The organism is Streptomyces sp. NPDC046335 (genome assembly GCF_055587985.1).
This window is the reverse complement of sequence record NZ_JBVJFF010000006.1, coordinates 43,605-61,450: the sequence shown is the minus strand read 5'-3', so window position 1 is coordinate 61,450 and position 17,846 is coordinate 43,605. Positions and strand designations below refer to the sequence as shown.

Here is a 17,846-nt window from a genome sequence, read left to right as displayed (position 1 = left end):
AGAGCAGGCGCAGCAGGCGTGGAGCACGCCACGATGCTGAACATGTGGCAAGCCTGGCCCCCGGCAGGGCCGCGCCCGTGCCTGTCAGGCGGCGTTTCCCGCCGAGGTCCGTGCGGCTTCAGGGACCGGGACGGCGCCCGTGTCCTCGGCGACTGCGGCTTTCGCCGGTACCCCGATTCCGAGCTTCTCGAGGATCTTCTTCTCGATCTCGTCGGCGAGGTTGGGGTTGTCCTTGAGGAAGTTGCGGGCGTTCTCCTTGCCCTGGCCGAGCTGGTCGCCCTCGTACGTGTACCAGGCTCCTGCCTTGCGGACGAAGCCGTTCTCCACGCCCATGTCGATCAGGCCGCCCTCGCGGCTGATGCCATGGCCGTAGAGGATGTCGAACTCGGCCTGCTTGAAGGGCGGCGCGACCTTGTTCTTGACGACCTTGACTCGGGTGCGGTTGCCCACCGCGTCCGTGCCGTCCTTCAGGGTCTCGATCCGGCGGATGTCGAGCCGCACCGAGGCGTAGAACTTCAGCGCGCGGCCACCGGTCGTGGTCTCCGGGGAGCCGAACATGACGCCGATCTTCTCGCGGAGCTGGTTGATGAAGATCGCCGTCGTCCTCGTCTGGCTGAGCGCGCTGGTGATCTTCCGGAGCGCCTGGCTCATCAGGCGGGCCTGGAGGCCCATGTGGGAGTCGCCCATCTCGCCCTCGATCTCCGCGCGCGGCACCAGGGCCGCGACGGAGTCGATCACGATCAAGTCGATCGCGCCGGAGCGGATCAGGATGTCGACGATCTCCAGAGCCTGCTCGCCGTTGTCCGGCTGGGACAGGATGAGATTGTCGGTGTCGACGCCGAGCTTCTTGGCGTACTCCGGGTCCAGAGCGTGCTCGGCGTCGATGAACGCCACCGCGCCGCCGGCCTTCTGCGCGTTCGCCACTGCGTGCAGCGTCAGCGTCGTCTTGCCGGAGGCCTCCGGCCCGTATACCTCCACCACACGGCCGCGGGGCAGGCCGCCCACACCGAGCGCCACGTCCAGCGCGGTCGACCCGGTGGGGATCACCTCGATGGGCTCGTTGGGCCGCTCGCCGAGGCGCATGACCGCACCCTTGCCAAATTTCCGCTCGATCTGTGCGAGCGCGGTGTCCAGCGCCTTTTCGTGATCGGTTCCTGCCATGAGCTTTCACCCGGTCCGATTGTGTGGCACGCCGCACGTCGGAGAACGTGAGCGTCTACTGCCGACAACGGACGTCTCGGAGATCCCAATAAACGAACATCCGATCGATTTACGTGTCCAGTGAAAGGTACCAAACCGAGGGGGAGCGGGACGTGTGGAACGCCTCCACCGGCTTCGCGACGTATGAAACCTCACTACGGCCGGCCTTTCACCGGCCTTTCGCTGGCTGAGGTGCACTCAGGTGGCCGGCGCCGACCCAGGCGTACGTGGTGGTGCGCCGTCGGCCTTCGTCGTGGAGGTGCGGCTGTCGTTGCGCAGCGTGACCTACGAGCTCGTCGTCCCACGCGACATCCGCCGCCAGGTCAAGGCGCTCCCCGTGGCCGACCAAGGCGAGCTCATCACCTTCTTCGACCGGCTCCAAGCCGACCCCGACCAGGCCACCGGCACCTTCGGGCTCGACATACCCGACCCGGTCCGCATGAAGACCGCCGGCCTCAGCCGGTTCATCGTTGCAGTCCTGATCGACGAGCCGGCCCAGCACGTCACCGTGGTCAGGCTCGACGACCCGTTCGCCGACTGACACCACCGCGCTCCGGCCCGCACACGCGGACCGGGGCAGGTGCTCCTCGATGAGCACGCCGACCTGGGCGCACGGCGCCTGCCCCAACGCTCCCTTGGTCCGCGACCGGATCACCGCAGCCTTGGACGGCCGGCAGGCCGACGTGGAGCTGATCGAGGTGCGCGAAGAAGCGGAGGCGGCCCGGTGGGGGATGACCGGTTCGCCGCCGGTGCTGGTGGACGGCGTCGACCCGTTCGCCGTGAAAGTTCGGCGAGCGGGACTGACCGCCGGACCGGATGACGCTACCGGTTCTGGGCGACGGCGACCGTCGTGTTCCAGACCTTGCAGGGCGACGGCCCTGGTGCAGCTGTCGGCCGGCTGCACCGCGAACCTAATCGGCTTCCGTGACAGGTGTGACGGCCCCGGGCCGGTCCGCGTCCGGCGGACCGACCCGGCAGCGCGCCCCAGGGAGGACGATGGAGATATCACCCAGACACGGACAGGGCTCCCGAAGGAGGTCACCGTGATGGCCGAATCCCTCTCCACCCCGCCGGGCGGGCTGGTCCTGGTGATCGCGACGGCCGGTGCCGGACGTGCCGTCCTCACTCTTCGGGGAGATGTGGGGGCCGACTGCCTATGTGAGCTGGAGGGGCGACTCAGTGCGCCGCCGGTGAGCGAGGCCGTCGAGTGGATCGTGGACATGAGTGGCGTCACCCGCTTCGACCTCGCCTGCGCGTACGCCCTGCTGCGCGCGGCTACGCTGCGGCCGCATACCGCAGTACTGAGGATCCGCGGGGCGCGGCGTCCCGTTCAGCGCACCTTGCGGCACGCCGGGCTCGAAGCGGTCGCGGTGTTCGAAGGCTGATCCGGCACCTCACGTCTGCCCTCCCGCCTGCTGTCAGGCCGACCGCAGGGGGTGCCGGGGCAGTGTGCCGACGAGGGCCATACCGAGGCGCATCAGGCCGGTGGACGGGCCAGTGAGGCGAGCGAGCCACAGCGGCAGCACGCAGGTGGCGGCCGCGGTCGTGGCGTGAACCGAAGGCGTGGCAGAGGACTTGCGGGGGCGTTCCCACTCGGGCCGGTCGCGGCCGACGGCCCAGCGCAGCACTGGCCGCAGGGCCCATTCCACGGCGGAGACGCTAGGCCGCCCGCTCCTCGCCGCAGCGGCTGTGTGCCTGCGGGTTCCTGTGGGTGCCTGCGGCACAGACGCCAGCGGCTCATCGCCCTGTGCGTGAGTCAGGCCCGGATTCTCCAGCGCCGCCGTGTGCAGATCCGCCGCTACGGCACGTTCCAGGCGGAGAACGGCCTCCACGTCGGCGAGGGCATCCAGGACATCCAGGGCGCTCACCGCCGCTCGGCCGGTCCTGGCCGCCTGCCGGACCTGCCGTCGGTGTCGGTCATGGCGGTTTTCTCCTTCAGCGAAGGGTGTGGTCCAGCAGTGTGGATCGTGACCAGCTGGATGGCCGACGGAGCCGGGGCGACGGACGTAGCGCAGACGTAGACTCGGCACCCGATATCGGTTTCATCACTGCCCGGAGGGGCGGGGAGGTGGGGTAAGGGTGCGGGAGTTCCAGCGGGGTGCGGTGCGGCTGCACATCCTGCATCACGCGGCCGAGGAGGAGATCCACGGCGCGTGGATGACCGAGGAGCTGGCCTCCCACGGCTACAAGATCAGCCCCGGCACCCTGTACCCCACGCTGCACCGCCTGGAGGCGGACGGGCTGCTGACCTCCGAGCAGCGGGTGGTCGACGGCCGTACCCGGCGGGTCTACAAGGCGACCGAGGCCGGGAAGAAGGCCCTCGCCGAGGACCGCCAGGCGCTCAAGGAACTGGCCCGCGAAGTCCTGGGCGGGCAGGCCCTGTAGAGCGGCCGAGGTCGGCGGACCGTGGCGGCCAACTTTTCCTGCACACGCCCAGTTGAGTCATTTAAGTGCCCCTCTGCCTTGGAGGGTGAGTATCGGGTCTCGCTACCGCCCTGCGAGGCAGAGGGCCACCGGCGGTTTTCCGTCCGCCCGGTGCCCGTCCGGTGCCCGTCCCGTGCCCGCTCGCCCGGGGCGGGCGCGCGTCGTGTCTAGGAGCGCCGTGCGGCCACAGCGCGGCGCGCCCCGTAGGCGGCGATGCCGACGGCCAGGACCGCGGCGCCCCAGACCACCGAGGACACCGGCAGAGCGAAGGCCAGGACCAGGCAGCCCGCCAGCCCGACGGCCGGGATGACCCGGGCCGGGCGGCCCTCTTCGGGGGTGAGGGTCCAGGCGGAAGCGTTGGCGATGGCGTAGTACGCGAGCACGCCGAAGGAGGAGAAGCCGATCATCCCGCGCACGTCCGTCGTCGCGGCAAGGACCGCCACCACGGCGCCCACCGCGAGTTCAGCACGGTGGGGCACCTTGAACCTCGGGTGGACCGCGGCCAGAGCGTGCGGCAGGTGCCGGTCGCGGGCCATGGCCAGCGTGGTGCGGGAGACGCCGAGGATCAGCGCGAGCAGCGAGCCGAGCGCGGCCACCGCCGCACCGACACGCACCACTGGGGTGAGCCAGTCGGCGTCCGCTGCCCGGACCGCGTCGGACAACGGTGCGGCACTCTCCGCCAGTCCCTTCGGGCCCAGCACCGTCAGTACGGAGACGGCGACGGCGGCGTAGACGACCAGGGTGATGCCGAGGGCGATCGGAATGGCCCTCGGGATGGTGCGCTGTGGGTCGCGGACCTCCTCGCCGAGGGTGGCGATGCGCGCGTACCCGGCGAAGGCGAAGAACAGCAGACCCGCCGCCTGGAGCACCCCGCCGAAGCCGGCGTCGTCCCCGACGTCGAGCCGGGCCGCGTCCGATGCCGAGGAGGTGAGGGCGGCAACCGTCACGGCGGCGAGCACTGCCAGGACCACGGCCACGATCACCCGGGTCAGCAGCGCCGACTTCTGCACCCCCGAGTAGTTCACCGCCGTCAGCGCCACCACCGCGGCGACCGCGACGGCATGGGCCTGCCCGGGCCAGATGTACGAGCCGGCCGTGAGCGCCATCGCCGCACAGGAGGCCGTCTTGCCGACCACGAACGCCCAGCCCGCCAGGTAGCCCCAGAAGTCCCCCAGCCGTTCGCGGCCGTAGACGTACGTGCCACCCGACGCCGGGTACCTGGCCGCGAGCCGGGCCGAGGAGGTGGCGTTGCAATACGCGACCACCGCGGCCAGGCCCAGGCCGATCAGCAGCCCTGAGCCGGCGGCGTGAGCCGCCGGGGCGAGCGCGGCGAAAATCCCGGCGCCGATCATCGACCCGAGACCGATCACCACGGCGTCGGACACCCCTAGCCGCCGGTGCAGCTCATCCGGCACCCCGGCGGCGGTCGCTGACTTGCCCATGGCCCCACTCCTCTGGCGGCACGCCCGCACGCCCTACGGAATTCGATATCGGCAGACGATACGGGACTGCACGGACCGCTTCGACCGAACCTCGTGCCAGAGAGCGCGCGGCGTGGATTCCCATGGGCCCCGGGCACTGGCCTGCCTGTGAAACCGACGAAGACGGATGGGAGGCCGTCGGAGAAACCTGAGATCTACGGAGTGCGGGGTGGGCGTATGGGCGATGGGCCGACATGCTTGGCGCCGGCCGGTGCGCACAGGGCGTCGCCGCGGGAGGTATCTGTCCGTGATCGAGGACATCCGCGTCACCCGCGGCCCGGGCAAGACCAGTGCGCTCGTGCGCCAACTGGTCCCGGGCCCACGGGTGTTCGACGCCGAGAAGGTCGGCGAGACGCTCATGGACATCACGCCGCGGCTGCCCTGGACCGGCAATTTCCAGGACCGGCCGCCGTGGCGGCCGACACGTGGCTGCACGCCGAGGCCGAGGTCGTCGACACCACGCACCTCACACCCGTCCGGGATCCGGGCCGCCCAGCAGATCGCGGAGGCCGTCAAAAGTTGAGGCAACGGCCCTCCGGGGCCCCGGCTCCCGGCCGAGCCCTACCGCGTGACGATCGGGAAGCGGGTGTCGGGCCGGTCGGTGAGTGATCCGAAGGTGAGCAGGGTCCGTACGTCGCCCTCGACCGTGGCATCGCCCCGGGCGATCGCGTCGGCGAAGGTGGTGGTCCTGCTCATCACGGCGTCCAGGACGGTTCGCGGCAGCCGCAGCGTCACATCCGGGTCCTCGCCGCGCGGTGCGCCGCCGCGCATCGGGGTGAGCGCGCCGTTGGACAGCAGAACGGTCCAGGTCTCGGCCGTGCTGGAGCTCCCCGGCGGCGCGGGCTCCGGTGCGGTGATCTCCCAGCGCAGGAGCATCCGGCCGGCCGCCGCCGCACGGGGGCCGTTGATCCGGACGGCCATGGACCGGAAGATCTGCTCGACCGTCAGGGCGGCGATGATGTCAGGTGCTCCTCGGGCGGGAGTGCCGCGTACGCCTTCTCGCAGCTCCGTCGCGCCCATGAGGTAGAAATTGCGCCACGGGCCGCACTCCGCCCCGTGGCCCAGTTGCTCGAAGGCCGAGGCCTGCAAGGCGATGGCCGCCACGTGCCGGGGCTCGGCGAGCAGCACATGGCTGAGCACCTCCGCGGTCCAGCGCAGGTCACCGGCTTCGAACGACGCCCGGGCCTTGTCGACCACCGCGTCCGCCCCGCCCATGAACGCGACGTACCGCTGCGCCCCCTCCCGCGGCGGGTGCTGCCACAGGTGCGCGGGGTTGCCGTCGAACCAGCCCATGTACCGCTGGTAGACCGCTTTGGCGTTGTGACTGAGCGAACCGTAGTAGCCGCGGATGTGCCAGGCACGCTCCAGCGCGGGCGGGTAGCGCAGCTCCTCCGCGATCTCCGCGCCCGTAAGGCCCGCGTTGATCAGCCGTACGCACTGGTCATGCAGGTAGGCATAGGCGTCGCGTTGCTCCTCCAGGAACCGCACGGCCCGGCCCTGTCCCCAGGTGGGCCAGTGGTGGGAGGCGAACACCACGTCGGTGTCGTCGGCGAACAGGGCCAGCGTCTCGGTCAGATAGCGGGCCCAGGCGCTGGGGTCACGGACCAGTGCTCCCCGCAGGGTCAGCACGTTGTGCAGGGTGTGGCAGGCGTTCTCCGCCACACACAGGACGCGCAGTCCGGGCAGGTGGAAGTTCATCTCGGCCGGGGCCTCGGTGCCGGGGGTGAGCTGGAAGACCAGGCGTACGCCGTCGACGGTCTCCGTCTGGCCGGTGGTGGTGATGTCGAGGGTGGGTGCGATCAGCGAGATGCTGCCGAGCGAGGTGGTCTGCCCGAGGCCGCAGCCGATCTGCCCCTCGGGCCCCTTGGGCAGAGCGGCCCCGTACATGTATCCGGACCGGCGTCCCATGGCCGGTCCCGTCATCACGTTCTCGCCGGCGGCGTGCTCCAGGAATCCGGCGGGAGCGATGACCGGCACCCGGCCGGAGGCGGCTTCGGCCGGGTCGATGATGCCGCGTACCCCGCCGAAGTGGTCCACGTGGCAGTGCGTGTAGACGACGCCCGTCACGGGGCGCTCACCACGGTGGGTGCGGTACAGGGAGAGGGCGGCTGCGGCCACCTCCGTGCTGATCAGCGGGTCGACGACGATCACTCCGCGTCGGCCCTCGATGAAGGTGATGTTGGAGAGGTCCAGGCCCCGCACCTGGTAGACGCCCGGTACCACCTCGAACAGGCCCTGCCGGGCCACCAGCCCGCTCTGCCTCCACAGCGACGGGTGCGCCGTTGGCGGGCAGTCCTCCTCCAGGAAGGCATAGGCGTCGGCGTCCCAGACGAGGCGTCCGGCGGCGTCGTGAACGGTGCCCGGTTCGAGCCGGGCGATGAACCCCCGGGCGGCGTCCGCGAAGTCCTCTTCGTCGTCGGGGCCGTGGCCAGGGGAGGGGTGGTCCTGCGAGGGGTGGTCCTGCGAGGTGTGGGTCATGGTTGCTGTCCCGTCTCGGTGCGGGGCCGGATCCGGCCTCATCAGGCGAGCGTCACCAGCGACTTGGCGATGCCGTTGCGCTGGATCTCGGAGGTTCCGGTCAGGACACGGAACATGCGCATCTTGCGGAAGAGGTACTCGATCTCGTTGCCCTGGGTGAGCCCGTCCTTGCCGTGGATCTGGACGGCGTGGTCGAGAACGCGGAACGCCGATTCCGCGACGAACAGCTTGCACATGAACGCTTCCGTGCGGACATCGGATCCGCTGTCCAGGGCGCCGAGAGCGGCGTAGGTCATCGAACGGGCCGCGTAGAGATCGGTCGCCATGTCGGCCAGCTTGTGCTGGATGGACTGCATCTCCATCAGGAGCCGACCGCCCGCGGCCTTGCGCGTCAGGGCCCGGTCGCGGGTCAGCTGGAGGGCGCGGCGGGCGGCGCCGATGGCGGTGGGGCAGTGCAGCAGCCGGTTGTTCGTCACCCGGCCCAGCGCGATCTTCAGGCCCTGGCCTTCTTCCCCCAGGAGGTTGGCGGCCGGGACGTGGCAGTCTTCCAGGATGATGTCGCTCTCGATGTGCTCGCCGGACATCGGGGTGGCGCCCTCCACCACACGGCAACCGGGGCTGTCCAGGTCGACCAGGAACGCGGAGAAGGAGTTCTCCGTGCCTGCCGTCCTCGCCACGACGATCGCGAAGTCGGCGAAGGGCCCGGCCGAGCTGAACACCTTGTGGCCGGTCAGGCGGTATCCGTCCCCGTCCGGTGTGGCGGTGGTGGTCATGGACCGTACGTCGGAGCCGGCGTCGGCCTCGGTGAGGGAGAAGCAGCAGGCCCTTTCACCACGTACGAGGGGCAGCAGATAGGTGGTGAGCTGGTGCTCCGTGGCGTACTTCAGGATGTCCCCGGCCCGGAGAGGTCCGCCCATGTCGCCGAGCACCGAGTGTCCGAGGACTCGTCCGCAGGCGCCGATCTCCTCCTTGAGCGCGGCGAGCCGGACGTTGCTGAGGGCCTGGCCCCCGTACTCCTCGGGGAGGTGGATGCCGTAGAAGCCCAGTTCGCGACTGCGCTGCCAGACGGGTTCGAGGTCGGCTCGGGTGAGCCGGGTCTCACGCGTGATGCCCCGTTCCCGCTCGTAGTCGGCGAGTTCACCGTTCAGGTAGGTGCGCAGACGGTCGACGAGCCCGGCGAGGTGCGGGTCGTCGTAGGTGGGGCGGAACGAGAAAGTCATGTGCGGTCTCTCTTGATGAGCCTGATGAGGGTGGGTGATGGTGTATCAGTGCACGCGTCGGTCGGCGCCGGCCCAGTAGGGCTCGCGCACGGCCTTGCGGTCGAGCTTGCCGTTGCGGTTGTGGGGGAGCGCGGTCACGAACTCCACCGAGCGGGGCTTCTTGAAGCGGTCGAGGCGCATGGCGCAGAAGTCGGTCAGTTCCTGTTCGCCGACGTGCTGTCCGGGGCGCGTCACGACGACGGCCTTGACCGCCTCGCCCCACTTCTCGTCGGGCACACCGACCACACAGGCCTCCTGCACGGCGGGATGTTCGTACAGGGCGGTCTCGACCTCGGTGCTGTAGATGTTGAAACCACCGGAGATGATCATGTCCTTCTTGCGGTCGACGAGGAACAGATAGCCGTCCTCGCGCATGAAGGCCAGGTCACCGGTGTGGACCCAGCCCTCGCGGAAGGTCTCCGCCGACAATTCGGGAGCGTGCCAGTACTCACGCACGCAGTCGGGACCGCGCACGATGACTTCCCCGATCTCACGTGGAGGCAGTTCGCTTCCGCGCTCGTCGACGACACGGACCTCGGAGTCGTACGCGGGACGCCCGCACGACCGGAGGAGTTCCTCGTCCTCGGTCACTCCCCGCAGGACGTCCGCACTGGAGAGGCCGGCGACCACGCTGGTGGTCTCCGCAAGACCGTAGCCCTGGGCCACGACCGGCCCGAACAGGGCGACGGCGTCGCGCAGCCGCTGAGGCGAGACCGGGGCCCCGCCGACGCGTACGCTCGTGAGGCTCGACAGATCGCGCTCCGCCGCGCTCGGGTGGGCCAGCACCATGTTGAGCATGGCCGGCACGAGGAACGTGGCGGTGATCCGCTCCCGTTCGACGGCATCGAGGAAGGCCTCCGCGCTCCACGTCGGCAGGATGTGGGTGGTCGCGCCACCGAACACACCGGCGAGCAGCACCATGCCGGTGGCGTGGGTGATGGGCCCGCAGGCCAGATAACGGGTGTCGGGGCCGGGCCGGGACTCCTCGCTCATCAGGGTCTTCCGCATGTTCGCGAGGCGGTTGCCGAACGTCTGCACCGCCGCTTTGAGAGCGCCGGTCGAACCCGAGGTGAAGTTGAGTACGGCCGGCTCGTGTTCGGTGGTCTCGACGGCGACGACGCTGTCATCGCCCTCGGCCAGCAGGTCGGCGTACGGGACCGGCCGGGGCCTTGCGCCCGGTCCTCCCTCGGCGACGGTGTCGAGCAGCACGGGCAGGCAGCCGGTACCCGCCGCCTCGATGGCGGCCAAGGCGTCCTCCCGGTGCGCCGCGTCGAACACCAAGACGCGGACGGGAGCGTCCCGGAGGATGTGCTCGATCTCCGTGCGGCCCAGCCGGGCGTTGACCGGCACCCGGATCAACCCTGCCTTGTAGAGGGCGAATTCGACCTCCACGAGTTCGGCGCGGTTCCACGCGAGTGACGCCACGGCTTCCCCGGGACGCAGCCCGCGCCGCCGCAGCGCGGAAGCCAACCGGTTGGCGGCGGTCTCCAGCCGGTCGTACGACCAGGTCTGATCCCCGCATACGAGCGCGGGGTGAGCGGGCCAGTGGCGGGCGCTGCGTGTGAGGTACGTACCGAGGTTCATCGGGCGGCTCCAGGGCAGGCTGTAAGTTTCCGGACAGTTTGTTCAGTAACGGTGGGACTGTCAAGGCTTCCGTACACTGAGCTGTCGCCCCCACGGCAGGGGGCCCGGGCACGGCAAGGAAATGGGGGACGGCGTTGGCCGAGGACAGGCGCGTCCGCAAGACGCGCAAGGCGCTGCGTGACGCTCTGGTGGAACTCGTGATCGAGCGGGGGTTCACCGCCCTGAGCGTCGAGGACATCACCCAGCGGGCCGACGTGGGCCGCGCGACCTTCTACAGCCACTTCCGTGACAAGGACGAGCTCTTCGCCCGGGTGACCGCGGACCTCCTGGCCGAACTCGACGTCCGGCTCCGTCCGGCGGTGCGGGACAGTGCGGTGGGCTTCACCGGTAAACCCATCCTGCAGATGCTGCGCCACGTGCAGGACGAGCGCGACCTCTACCGGATCGTGCTGCGCGGGGAGGGGGACGGCAAACCGCTGCGGATGTTCACGGACTCCTGCGCCCGCGTCGCCGCGCAGGAGTTCCGTGGCCGGTCCGAGCGGAACGCGGTCGAACCGAGGATCGATCCCGACCTGCTGGCCAGGGCCTGGGTGGGCGAGCAGGTCGGAGTCCTGCAGTGGTGGGTGGAGCAGGACACGCCCCCCATGCCGGCCGAGGAGGTCGTACGCATGCTGCTCGACCTCGCCCTGCGCGGCCGCTACTGGGCCACGGGCTTCGACACGCCCGCCTGACGAGGTGTCGGAGCGGGCGCCTCTGCGGGATTCAGCCTTCGGGCGTCCCGCTCGGGATGGATGGTGACGATCGCCAGCAGCCCGCACACGGCCATGACGCCCGCTGACAGCAGGAACGCCACGGTGTAACCGGCCGTCTCCGTGGTCGCGTTGTCGACCAGGTGGCCGGTCAGGTACGGCACGAAGAGGCCCGGCAGGGTCCCCGAAGCGGCTACGACACCGAAAACGGCGCCACGGCGGCCGTCCGGCACGACCGTCGCCGTGGTGACGTAGTGCAGCGGGAGGGCGACCGCGTGACAGCCGAACGCCAACGCGATCAACAGGAGTTGCGCCGGCTCTCCCGCGGCGAAGGGCAGCAGGGCCAGCGCGCCGCCCGCGACCAGGACCGCCACACCCTGCGGGATGCCGTCCGCACGCCTGCTGGACACGCCCCGGCGCTTGAGGCGGTCGACATAGGCGGGCACGGACAGCAGGAGTATCAGGCTGACCACCGACACCCCGCTGACGACGGTCGAGGCGCCGGTCGCGGTCATGTCCATCTGCGTCTGCAGGTAGACCGGCAGCCACGCGCTGGACAGGGCCAGCGCCCAGTGGGACCCGAAGGCGCTGAGGATGCCGCCCGTCACGGTGCCGTTCACCAGCAGGGCCCTCAGAGGCGGACCCGCCGCGCGCGGCGGACGGCCCGCTCCCTGAGCCGGCTTCCGCTCCCCGTCGACGGGCCCGTCCTGCCCCACGAACGGCCAGATCAGGCACCACGCGGCACTGATGAGCGTGAGGGCCACGAAAGCCGAACGCCAACCGTGGTCCACGATGAGCCAGGTCAGCAACGGGGCGGAGACTGCGGTCCCGAGCGCGGCGCCACCGATCTGCAGCGCGGACGGCAGGCCCCGCCGCCCGATCGGGAACCACTTGTACAGCGCGTGCATGGACATGGAGGCCGCGGGACCCTCCGCCATGCCGAGCAGGACGCGCCCGGCGATCAGCGAGGGCACGGCGGCCACCAGCAGGACCGGCAGTTGGGCAACGGCCCAGAGTGCGGCCATGGCGAGGAGCAGGGCGCGGCTGGAGATCCGTGCCGAGAAGAGCCCGACGACGAGCCCGGACACGCTGAACAGGAGGTAGAAGGAACTGGAGATCAGCCCGTACGTGCTCTTGCCGATGCCCAGCTCCTCCATCAGCGGCACCGCCGCGAGACCGAGGACGGCCTTGTCGGCGTAACTGATCATCATGAAGACCACGATCATGACGAGGACCACCCATGCCCGGCGTTCGGGGCGGGGCGGCACGTGTCCGGGCCGGGGCGACGATTCGGGGGGCGCGGTCGTGGTGGAGCGTGGCACGGGACTCCTTGCGGGCGCGTGAAGCGTAGTTCCAGCAACTGGGCAACTGAGTGACCGAGTAACTGAACAAGCTGTCTATTAACTTCCTGTTGGTTCGGCAACGTAAACGGCTCAGGCGGGAAGGTCAACGGTTCCGTGCCTGGGTCAACAGGAATCTCTGGGGCAAGCCCCAGCCGGTCGGACCTCGCCCGCCATCCGCCCGCGCCGTCACGCGCCGGCTCCGCACCCGCCCCGACGCCGTGCCCGAAGCCGATCAGATCCAGCTGAAGGCCGTCCTGGCCTCGGTCTCCATGGCGACCAGTTGCCGGCTTGGATCGAGGCGGTCACCTCCGCTACCGGCCTGCCCGGCCTTCGTCGCTTCGCCCAGCACCTCGATACCCATGAAGAAGCTCAGAGGCCGCACCACCGACGAGGTCGACAACCGCTCGACCGTCTCCGGCTCGGTCCGGCCGGGCCGACGGTCACGGGGGCCGTGCTTCCCGGCGCCGGGAACACGAAGCCCCGGCGCTCGTCGCGGCCGAGGTGGGCTACGTGCCCTTCGACATGCTGAGCTCGGAGTGTGGAGGCGTCCTTGATACTGATCGTCTCCCGGCAGCCTCGCGCTCGCGAAGTGCGGCACGCCGCGTGGCCGACGGCGAGAGGCTGCTCCGACCACGCATCCACCACGCATCCACCACTCAGCCGCCGCCGGACGCCGGGGCGCGCGGCACCGTAATGCGCGGCACGCCCACCTCCAGCAGCGGCGCCGATTCGCGGACCGTTCGCTTGAGCTGGGGGGCACGACCAAGCTCCATGGATCCGGCTGCCCCGGTTGACTTGCTCGCACGAGGCGATGCACGCGGCTGCGCCGTCGAAGTCGTCTTGCACGGCGAGGTTCTAGTACGGAAACCGGGTGTCCGTCGCCAGCACCCGGCGAGCCGACGCAGTACCCGTCCGTGGCAGGGGCATCGCCCTGCAAGGCGGGCCGGGACCACGCGTCTGGCATTCATGTCCCGCATGTGAATGTGGCAGATCTCGAACCGCACCCTGCCAGAGTCATCCCGGGGGGTGAACTGTTTCCGGACGGTCATCTTCCGTATGTCGACCGCCCTGTTATGCCTGTACCGGCAGCTAGTTAGAGCACGCCGCCGCAGAATTCCTTCCGGATCACCAGCGCCCCGAACATCACCTACGCGAAGTGGGACGTCGAACGCTTCGAGACCACCAGCACCAGTTGGATCAACGTTCCCGGCGCATCGGTCGACCTGCGCCTGGGGCAGGGAGCCCCCTCCTATGGCGCGATCTTCGTGGCCACCTTCTCCGCGGAGGCCCTCTGCAGCGACACGAACGGCAACGGGCAGGGAGTGCTGAACGCCACCGTCTTCTTCGGCGACCAGCAGGCCGAGCCGCTCAGCAACAACCACCGCTACATCACCGCCCGCGGCAACCCGGAATGGTCCAGCCATACCCTCATCCGCGTGGCCCGGTTCGAACCCGAGTTCACAGAGCGGCCGGTCAGCGCCCAGGTCAAGCTGCGTGTAAGCGAAGGAGACTCGGGCGGCGTGCAGAACTGGGTCCTGAAGATCGAGCGCTACAACCTCTGACCGCTCGCCCAGGGTGGCCACAGCGCCGCCGACCCGCCGACCCGCCGACCCGCCGATCCGGCGATCCGGCGATCCGGCGCGATTCGAGTCGACACGTAGGCGAAGCCACGATGGGCGCTGAAGAGCGCGGCAGCCGACGCGGGCCTCCATGAACCGCGTCGGCCAGCTGCTTGAACGGCGTCGGTATCAAGGCGCCGGATCGGTCCCTCCGTACGGTCGCGTCGTCCGCGCCCCTCGCGCCCCGGTCCGGTGAACCCGGGCGCGACGATGGCGCGAATGGCGTGTCTCCGCCTGGCCGTTCGGGCCGCCCGGTCGACCACCACGCTCACGGTTGCTACGAGAGCCACCTGAGCATCGGCAGTGGGACCAGTGGATCCGGATGCCGATGGCGCGGCTCCGTCAACCGGGCCACGCGGCCCCCCTATAACCAGTCCGCCGTAACCCACGCGGCCCAAGACTGATCGTTTCTGCTCCTCCCGTCCGGGTGGCGATGACCTCGCCGCACCCTTTCTTCGGCGCCTGGCGGAACAGACTTGGCGTAACTCTCACAGAAGGAGCTCCTCATGCGTCGTCGCACCTCCGTGGCTGCCGTGCTCAGCGCCCTTGCCCTGCTCGCTGCCACCCCCGGCTCCGCCTCTGCCGCCACCGGACAGTTCCGCTACACCTACACCACGGGCGAGGGCTACGAGGCCGTCGGGTTCCTCAACAACCCGCCGAGCAGGGAGTGCATCAACCTTTTCGGTGTCGGCTCCGACGACCTGGCGCCCGGCCACTCGCCGAAGAACCGCACCGACGCCGTCGCCACGGTGTTCCTGAACGCCGACTGCCAGGGCGACTCGTTCTTCTCCCTGCGCCCGCACACGGGCGGCGGATCCGAACGCCTGAAGGTGCGCTCCGTCGTCTTCTCCTGAGCTTCCTCGATCCCCGAGCACCGGAGGCCGCCCTCCGGCGCTCCAGGGCCGGCTCGATGCCGATCTGCTGCTCCACTCGGTGCCCTTGCGGGCAAGGCGCTGCCGGATACCGCGGGAAGCGAGCCGGCACCGCAGGTGGGCGTAGTTGTACCGGCAGGTGCCGGCCGACAGGGTCGCAGCCGAGCTCAACAGCCGCCCCCCGTGAGGTGCTCGGCTGGGAAACCCCCGCTGAGCGCCTGGCCAGGTCGCCAGGTCACTGTAAAACCCCACCCGTGGCCTTTGCAGGCCACGGGTGGGGTGCGATGAGTTCGAGGTCGTCAGACGTCGTACAGGTTGACTGTGACCGACCCGTCGGCACCGCTGATGGTGTACTCGCCGGGCCCTCTCACGGGCACACAACCAGCGGCCAGTTCGTCATCGGCGTTGATGCCGGTGTCGTCCTCGTCCACGAAGGCACACACCTCGGTGACGGGGTGATCGGCGTACCTCATCTCGTACGGACCATGGTCGGGGTAGCGCGGGAGGGTGGGTGTGTTGATGCCGACGTCCGGGTGCTCCCAGAGGGCGGTCTTCTGACCCCAGGGCGCCTGCACCCAGACCTTTCCGTAAGGCTCCGGCAGGTTGTTGTTGTCCTGTTCCTGAGGGTTGGAGAAGTCGATCGAGTACAGGGCGGGTCCAGGTGCCGCTGCCTGTGCCGAGGTGGCCGCCCCGCCGAGCAGCAGCAGTGCTGTCGAGGCAACGGCCGCCAGCCGGCCTACGGACTTAAAACGCATCCCTCTCCCCTTTCACGGAATGTAGCCAAGTGACTACAGAACGGAGCCTAAGGGGCGGCGGGAGCGGATCGTCGGGCACGATGGCTAAACCACTCAGGGGACTGACCCCGAAGCTCACCTTGCACGCCTTGCACGACTTGGGCGCCGCCCGGCGCAACGCATGGTTCTCGCGCAGCTCCTACGACGAGGCTGGCAACTACGTGGACGCGGCCGCGTAGGGAACGACGTGGGCGCGGGCGCGGAGGTACGTCCTGACGCGCACGGAACTCGCTCGCCTCAGGGCGGCCAAGTGGCCCTTCGCCAGGGCATTGAGCCGTTTCCAAGCCGGCGTGTCTGACCGCGAGTTGGACAATCCTGCGCAAGGGCGGAGCTCCTGGTAGGCGGGTTCTCGACCGAGATCACCCGTGTCCGCCAGGAGCTTCGCGTGCTTGTCCATCCGTCCTCGATCGATCTGTCCAGCCGCACTCTGTGCCCAGCTCGCCGCCGGGTTCGGCATCGGGATCGCCACCGTCTACCGCTACATACGGGAAGCCGTCGAGGGCAGCACGGGATCATCGAGGCCCTGGCCGATGCGGAACTCAAATGCTGGGCCGACAAGGCGTATCAAGGCGCCGGCGGACCCGTCCGCGTCCCGTTCCGAGGCCGCCGACTCAAACGATGGAAGCGTCGCCACAACACCACGCACGCCAAGATCCGCTGTGTCGGTGAACAGGCCATGGCAACCCACCAGTCCTGCGCTTTTGGACGCGGTCGGGGCGGCCGTCGCCAAGTGGGAGGACTTTCGCGTGGTAGCTGCGGCGAAGGATGTCACCGTTCTTGCTCATGCTGTCGAGCGCCTTCTGCGTCACATCGGCCAGAGCCAGAGCAGCGTCAGCGGTGCGCGGCGGAACATCTTGCCCTCACCGGGGCAGGCTGCCACGTGCTCGTGTCGGCGTCCGGCCGTTCCAGGCGCGCCGGTGCACGCGAGGTCTGCCGCTCGCAGCCGTCCCACTAGCCGATTTGCAGTATCGGCAACGTCCTTTTGCCTCACCGACCCCGGCTGAGTGAATCTTCCTGGCATGAACGCCGACCAGTCCGTGGAAGTGATCGTCATCGGTGGTGGTGCCGCCGGTCTGTCCGGGGCATTGACCCTGGCCAGGGCGCGCCGCTCCGTGGTGGTGATCGATTCAGGGGAGCCGCGCAATGCGCCGGCTTCCGGTATGCGTGGATTCCTCTCGCGCGATGGCATGCCGCCCCGCGATCTCGTCGCTCGTGGGCAGGAGGAGGTGGCCCGCTACGGCGGCAGCGTGGTGCCCGGTCGTGTGGTCTCGGCCGAGCGCGTCGACGGCCTGTTCGAGGTCACGACGGAGGCCGGCGAACGCTACGGGGCCCGGCGGTTGCTGGTGGCCACGGGGCTGACCGACGAGCTGCCTGAGGTGCCCGGTCTCGCCGAGCGGTGGGGACGCGATGTTCTGCACTGCCCCTACTGCCACGGGTGGGAGATCCGCGACCAGAGCTTGGGGGTGCTGGGGACGGGACCGATGTCGGTGCACCAAGCACTGCTCTTCCGGCAGTGGACCTCCCGCATCACCCTGTTCCCCGCCGACCGCATCGAGGTCACCGGTGAGCAGCGCGAACAACTGACTGCGCGCGGCATCGACGTCGTGGAGGGCGCGGTGGCGGCCATCGAGGTGGGCGAGGACCGGCTGACCGGGATTCGGCTGGCCTCCGGCCGGCTGGCCGAGGTCACGGCGGTGGCGGTGAGTCCGCGGATGCGTGCCGGAAAGGTGCTGACGAGCCTCGGCCTCGACCCGGTCGAGCACCCGATGGGAGTCGGCGAGCACATCGAGGCCGATGCGACCGGCCGCACTGCGGTGCCAGGCGTGTGGGTGGCGGGCAACGTCACCGACCTGGCCGCCCAGGTCGTCGGTGCGGCGGCGGCCGGCAACGCGAGTGCCGCCGCGATCAACGCCGATCTGGTGGCGGAGGACACCGGCGTCGCCGTGGCCGCGCTGCGGCGCGCCCAAAAGGACCGGGGGCAGGCGCGGAACCCGGGCTGTTAACGCCCGTCCAGCCAGCCCTGACCCCGCCGCGAGCCCCCGC

At 69.8% G+C, this 17,846-nt stretch carries 18 protein-coding genes and 2 pseudogenes; 11 read left to right on the top strand and 9 right to left on the bottom strand.

The window, feature by feature from the left end; translation table 11 throughout:
- Positions 1–84: 84 nt before the first annotated feature.
- On the bottom strand, positions 85–1,161 hold the full coding sequence (recA, locus tag ACZ6JY_RS15755; RefSeq protein WP_469196282.1) for a recombinase RecA: 1,077 nt from the start codon (positions 1,159–1,161) through the stop codon (positions 85–87).
- 241 nt (positions 1,162–1,402) lie between these two features.
- Here recA and ACZ6JY_RS15750 point away from each other — a divergent pair, with 241 nt between their 5' ends.
- Positions 1,403–1,741, top strand: a complete 339-nt coding sequence (locus ACZ6JY_RS15750; protein ID WP_469196279.1) for a hypothetical protein — start codon at positions 1,403–1,405, stop codon at positions 1,739–1,741.
- Positions 1,742–1,790: 49 nt separating this feature from the next.
- Positions 1,791–2,585 (top strand): STAS domain-containing protein, encoded by a 795-nt coding sequence (locus ACZ6JY_RS15745; RefSeq protein WP_469196277.1) that lies wholly within the window; start codon positions 1,791–1,793, stop codon positions 2,583–2,585.
- Between the two features lie 33 nt (positions 2,586–2,618).
- Here ACZ6JY_RS15745 and ACZ6JY_RS15740 read toward each other — a convergent pair whose 3' ends face one another.
- Complete coding sequence (locus tag ACZ6JY_RS15740; RefSeq protein ID WP_469196275.1) at positions 2,619–2,849, bottom strand: hypothetical protein; 231 nt, start codon at positions 2,847–2,849, stop codon at positions 2,619–2,621.
- A 102-nt stretch (positions 2,850–2,951) separates the two neighbouring features.
- Between ACZ6JY_RS15740 and ACZ6JY_RS15735 the strand changes: the two genes are divergently transcribed.
- Together ACZ6JY_RS15735 and ACZ6JY_RS15730 are read left to right on the top strand one after the other, a co-directional pair.
- Positions 2,952–3,221, top strand: a complete 270-nt coding sequence (locus ACZ6JY_RS15735; RefSeq protein WP_469196273.1) for a hypothetical protein — start codon at positions 2,952–2,954, stop codon at positions 3,219–3,221.
- Between the two features lie 58 nt (positions 3,222–3,279).
- Positions 3,280–3,585 carry an Rv3488 family transcriptional regulator gene (locus ACZ6JY_RS15730; protein ID WP_469196271.1) on the top strand — a complete coding sequence of 102 codons (306 nt, stop codon included), beginning with the start codon at positions 3,280–3,282 and terminating at the stop codon, positions 3,583–3,585.
- 206 nt (positions 3,586–3,791) lie between these two features.
- Here ACZ6JY_RS15730 and ACZ6JY_RS15725 read toward each other — a convergent pair whose 3' ends face one another.
- On the bottom strand, positions 3,792–5,066 hold the full coding sequence (locus ACZ6JY_RS15725) for an APC family permease (RefSeq protein ID WP_469196269.1): 1,275 nt from the start codon (positions 5,064–5,066) through the stop codon (positions 3,792–3,794).
- 286 nt (positions 5,067–5,352) lie between these two features.
- Here ACZ6JY_RS15725 and ACZ6JY_RS15720 point away from each other — a divergent pair.
- Positions 5,353–5,526 (top strand): annotated as a pseudogene (locus tag ACZ6JY_RS15720) (ATP-binding protein); the annotation flags it as partial.
- A 140-nt stretch (positions 5,527–5,666) separates the two neighbouring features.
- On the opposite strand, the gene ACZ6JY_RS15715 reads toward ACZ6JY_RS15720, so the two are convergent.
- The 3 genes from ACZ6JY_RS15715 to ACZ6JY_RS15705 are packed head-to-tail and all read right to left on the bottom strand — an operon-like array spanning position 5,667 to position 10,426.
- Positions 5,667–7,583, bottom strand: coding sequence for an alkyl/aryl-sulfatase (locus tag ACZ6JY_RS15715; protein WP_469196267.1), 1,917 nt, complete (start codon positions 7,581–7,583; stop codon positions 5,667–5,669).
- A gap of 41 nt (positions 7,584–7,624) precedes the next feature.
- Entirely contained in the window at positions 7,625–8,803 is a 1,179-nt protein-coding gene (locus ACZ6JY_RS15710) for an acyl-CoA dehydrogenase family protein (RefSeq protein WP_469196265.1), read from the bottom strand.
- Between the two features lie 45 nt (positions 8,804–8,848).
- The gene (locus ACZ6JY_RS15705) at positions 8,849–10,426 is read right to left on the bottom strand and encodes a class I adenylate-forming enzyme family protein (RefSeq protein WP_469196263.1); all 1,578 of its coding nucleotides are present in this window, start codon (positions 10,424–10,426) and stop codon (positions 8,849–8,851) included.
- A gap of 134 nt (positions 10,427–10,560) precedes the next feature.
- On the opposite strand from ACZ6JY_RS15705, the gene ACZ6JY_RS15700 reads away from it, so the two are divergent.
- On the top strand, positions 10,561–11,157 hold the full coding sequence (locus ACZ6JY_RS15700) for a TetR/AcrR family transcriptional regulator (RefSeq protein ID WP_469196261.1): 597 nt from the start codon (positions 10,561–10,563) through the stop codon (positions 11,155–11,157).
- Here the strand turns inward: ACZ6JY_RS15700 and ACZ6JY_RS15695 are convergent.
- Both ACZ6JY_RS15695 and ACZ6JY_RS15690 read right to left on the bottom strand, forming a co-directional pair.
- Positions 11,124–12,497: an MFS transporter gene (locus ACZ6JY_RS15695; RefSeq protein WP_469196259.1), complete on the bottom strand. Its 1,374-nt coding sequence runs from the start codon at positions 12,495–12,497 to the stop codon at positions 11,124–11,126. The two genes, ACZ6JY_RS15700 and ACZ6JY_RS15695, sit on opposite strands and share 34 nt — an antisense overlap.
- Before the next feature lie 253 nt (positions 12,498–12,750).
- Positions 12,751–12,879 carry a hypothetical protein gene (locus tag ACZ6JY_RS15690; RefSeq protein ID WP_469196257.1) on the bottom strand — a complete coding sequence of 43 codons (129 nt, stop codon included), beginning with the start codon at positions 12,877–12,879 and terminating at the stop codon, positions 12,751–12,753.
- A 904-nt stretch (positions 12,880–13,783) separates the two neighbouring features.
- Here ACZ6JY_RS15690 and ACZ6JY_RS15685 point away from each other — a divergent pair.
- Together ACZ6JY_RS15685 and ACZ6JY_RS15680 are read left to right on the top strand one after the other, a co-directional pair.
- Complete coding sequence (locus tag ACZ6JY_RS15685) at positions 13,784–14,080, top strand: hypothetical protein (RefSeq protein ID WP_469196255.1); 297 nt, start codon at positions 13,784–13,786, stop codon at positions 14,078–14,080.
- A gap of 563 nt (positions 14,081–14,643) precedes the next feature.
- Entirely contained in the window at positions 14,644–14,991 is a 348-nt protein-coding gene (locus ACZ6JY_RS15680; protein ID WP_469196253.1) for a hypothetical protein, read from the top strand.
- A gap of 317 nt (positions 14,992–15,308) precedes the next feature.
- On the opposite strand, the gene ACZ6JY_RS15675 is transcribed toward ACZ6JY_RS15680, so the two are convergent.
- Positions 15,309–15,764: a hypothetical protein gene (locus tag ACZ6JY_RS15675; RefSeq protein ID WP_469196251.1), complete on the bottom strand. Its 456-nt coding sequence runs from the start codon at positions 15,762–15,764 to the stop codon at positions 15,309–15,311.
- Positions 15,765–15,844: 80 nt separating this feature from the next.
- On the opposite strand from ACZ6JY_RS15675, the gene ACZ6JY_RS15670 reads away from it, so the two are divergent.
- The 3 genes and pseudogenes from ACZ6JY_RS15670 to ACZ6JY_RS15660 all read left to right on the top strand — a co-directional run bounded on the left by ACZ6JY_RS15670 (position 15,845) and on the right by ACZ6JY_RS15660 (position 17,806).
- The gene (locus ACZ6JY_RS15670; RefSeq protein ID WP_469196249.1) at positions 15,845–15,982 is read left to right on the top strand and encodes a hypothetical protein; all 138 of its coding nucleotides are present in this window, start codon (positions 15,845–15,847) and stop codon (positions 15,980–15,982) included.
- A gap of 326 nt (positions 15,983–16,308) precedes the next feature.
- Positions 16,309–16,497 (top strand): annotated as a pseudogene (locus ACZ6JY_RS15665) (IS5/IS1182 family transposase); the annotation flags it as partial.
- Positions 16,498–16,822: 325 nt separating this feature from the next.
- Positions 16,823–17,806: an NAD(P)/FAD-dependent oxidoreductase gene (locus ACZ6JY_RS15660; protein WP_469196247.1), complete on the top strand. Its 984-nt coding sequence runs from the start codon at positions 16,823–16,825 to the stop codon at positions 17,804–17,806.
- Positions 17,807–17,846 lie beyond the last annotated feature (40 nt).

Bases quoted from the DNA above. Each gene is read 5' to 3' on its own strand.
- ACZ6JY_RS15690 (WP_469196257.1), bottom strand. From the start codon at position 12,879: ATGGGTATCGAGGTGCTGGGCGAAGCGACGAAGGCCGGGCAGGCCGGT.
- ACZ6JY_RS15705 (WP_469196263.1), bottom strand. From the start codon at position 10,426: ATGAACCTCGGTACGTACCTCACACGCAGCGCCCGCCACTGGCCCGCT.
- ACZ6JY_RS15675 (WP_469196251.1), bottom strand. From the start codon at position 15,764: ATGCGTTTTAAGTCCGTAGGCCGGCTGGCGGCCGTTGCCTCGACAGCA.
- ACZ6JY_RS15715 (WP_469196267.1), bottom strand. From the start codon at position 7,583: ATGACCCACACCTCGCAGGACCACCCCTCGCAGGACCACCCCTCCCCT.
- ACZ6JY_RS15660 (WP_469196247.1), top strand. From the start codon at position 16,823: ATGAACGCCGACCAGTCCGTGGAAGTGATCGTCATCGGTGGTGGTGCC.
- recA (WP_469196282.1), bottom strand. From the start codon at position 1,161: ATGGCAGGAACCGATCACGAAAAGGCGCTGGACACCGCGCTCGCACAG.
- ACZ6JY_RS15725 (WP_469196269.1), bottom strand. From the start codon at position 5,066: ATGGGCAAGTCAGCGACCGCCGCCGGGGTGCCGGATGAGCTGCACCGG.
- ACZ6JY_RS15745 (WP_469196277.1), top strand. From the start codon at position 1,791: ATGAGCACGCCGACCTGGGCGCACGGCGCCTGCCCCAACGCTCCCTTG.
- ACZ6JY_RS15680 (WP_469196253.1), top strand. From the start codon at position 14,644: ATGCGTCGTCGCACCTCCGTGGCTGCCGTGCTCAGCGCCCTTGCCCTG.
- ACZ6JY_RS15670 (WP_469196249.1), top strand. From the start codon at position 15,845: ATGGCTAAACCACTCAGGGGACTGACCCCGAAGCTCACCTTGCACGCC.
- ACZ6JY_RS15710 (WP_469196265.1), bottom strand. From the start codon at position 8,803: ATGACTTTCTCGTTCCGCCCCACCTACGACGACCCGCACCTCGCCGGG.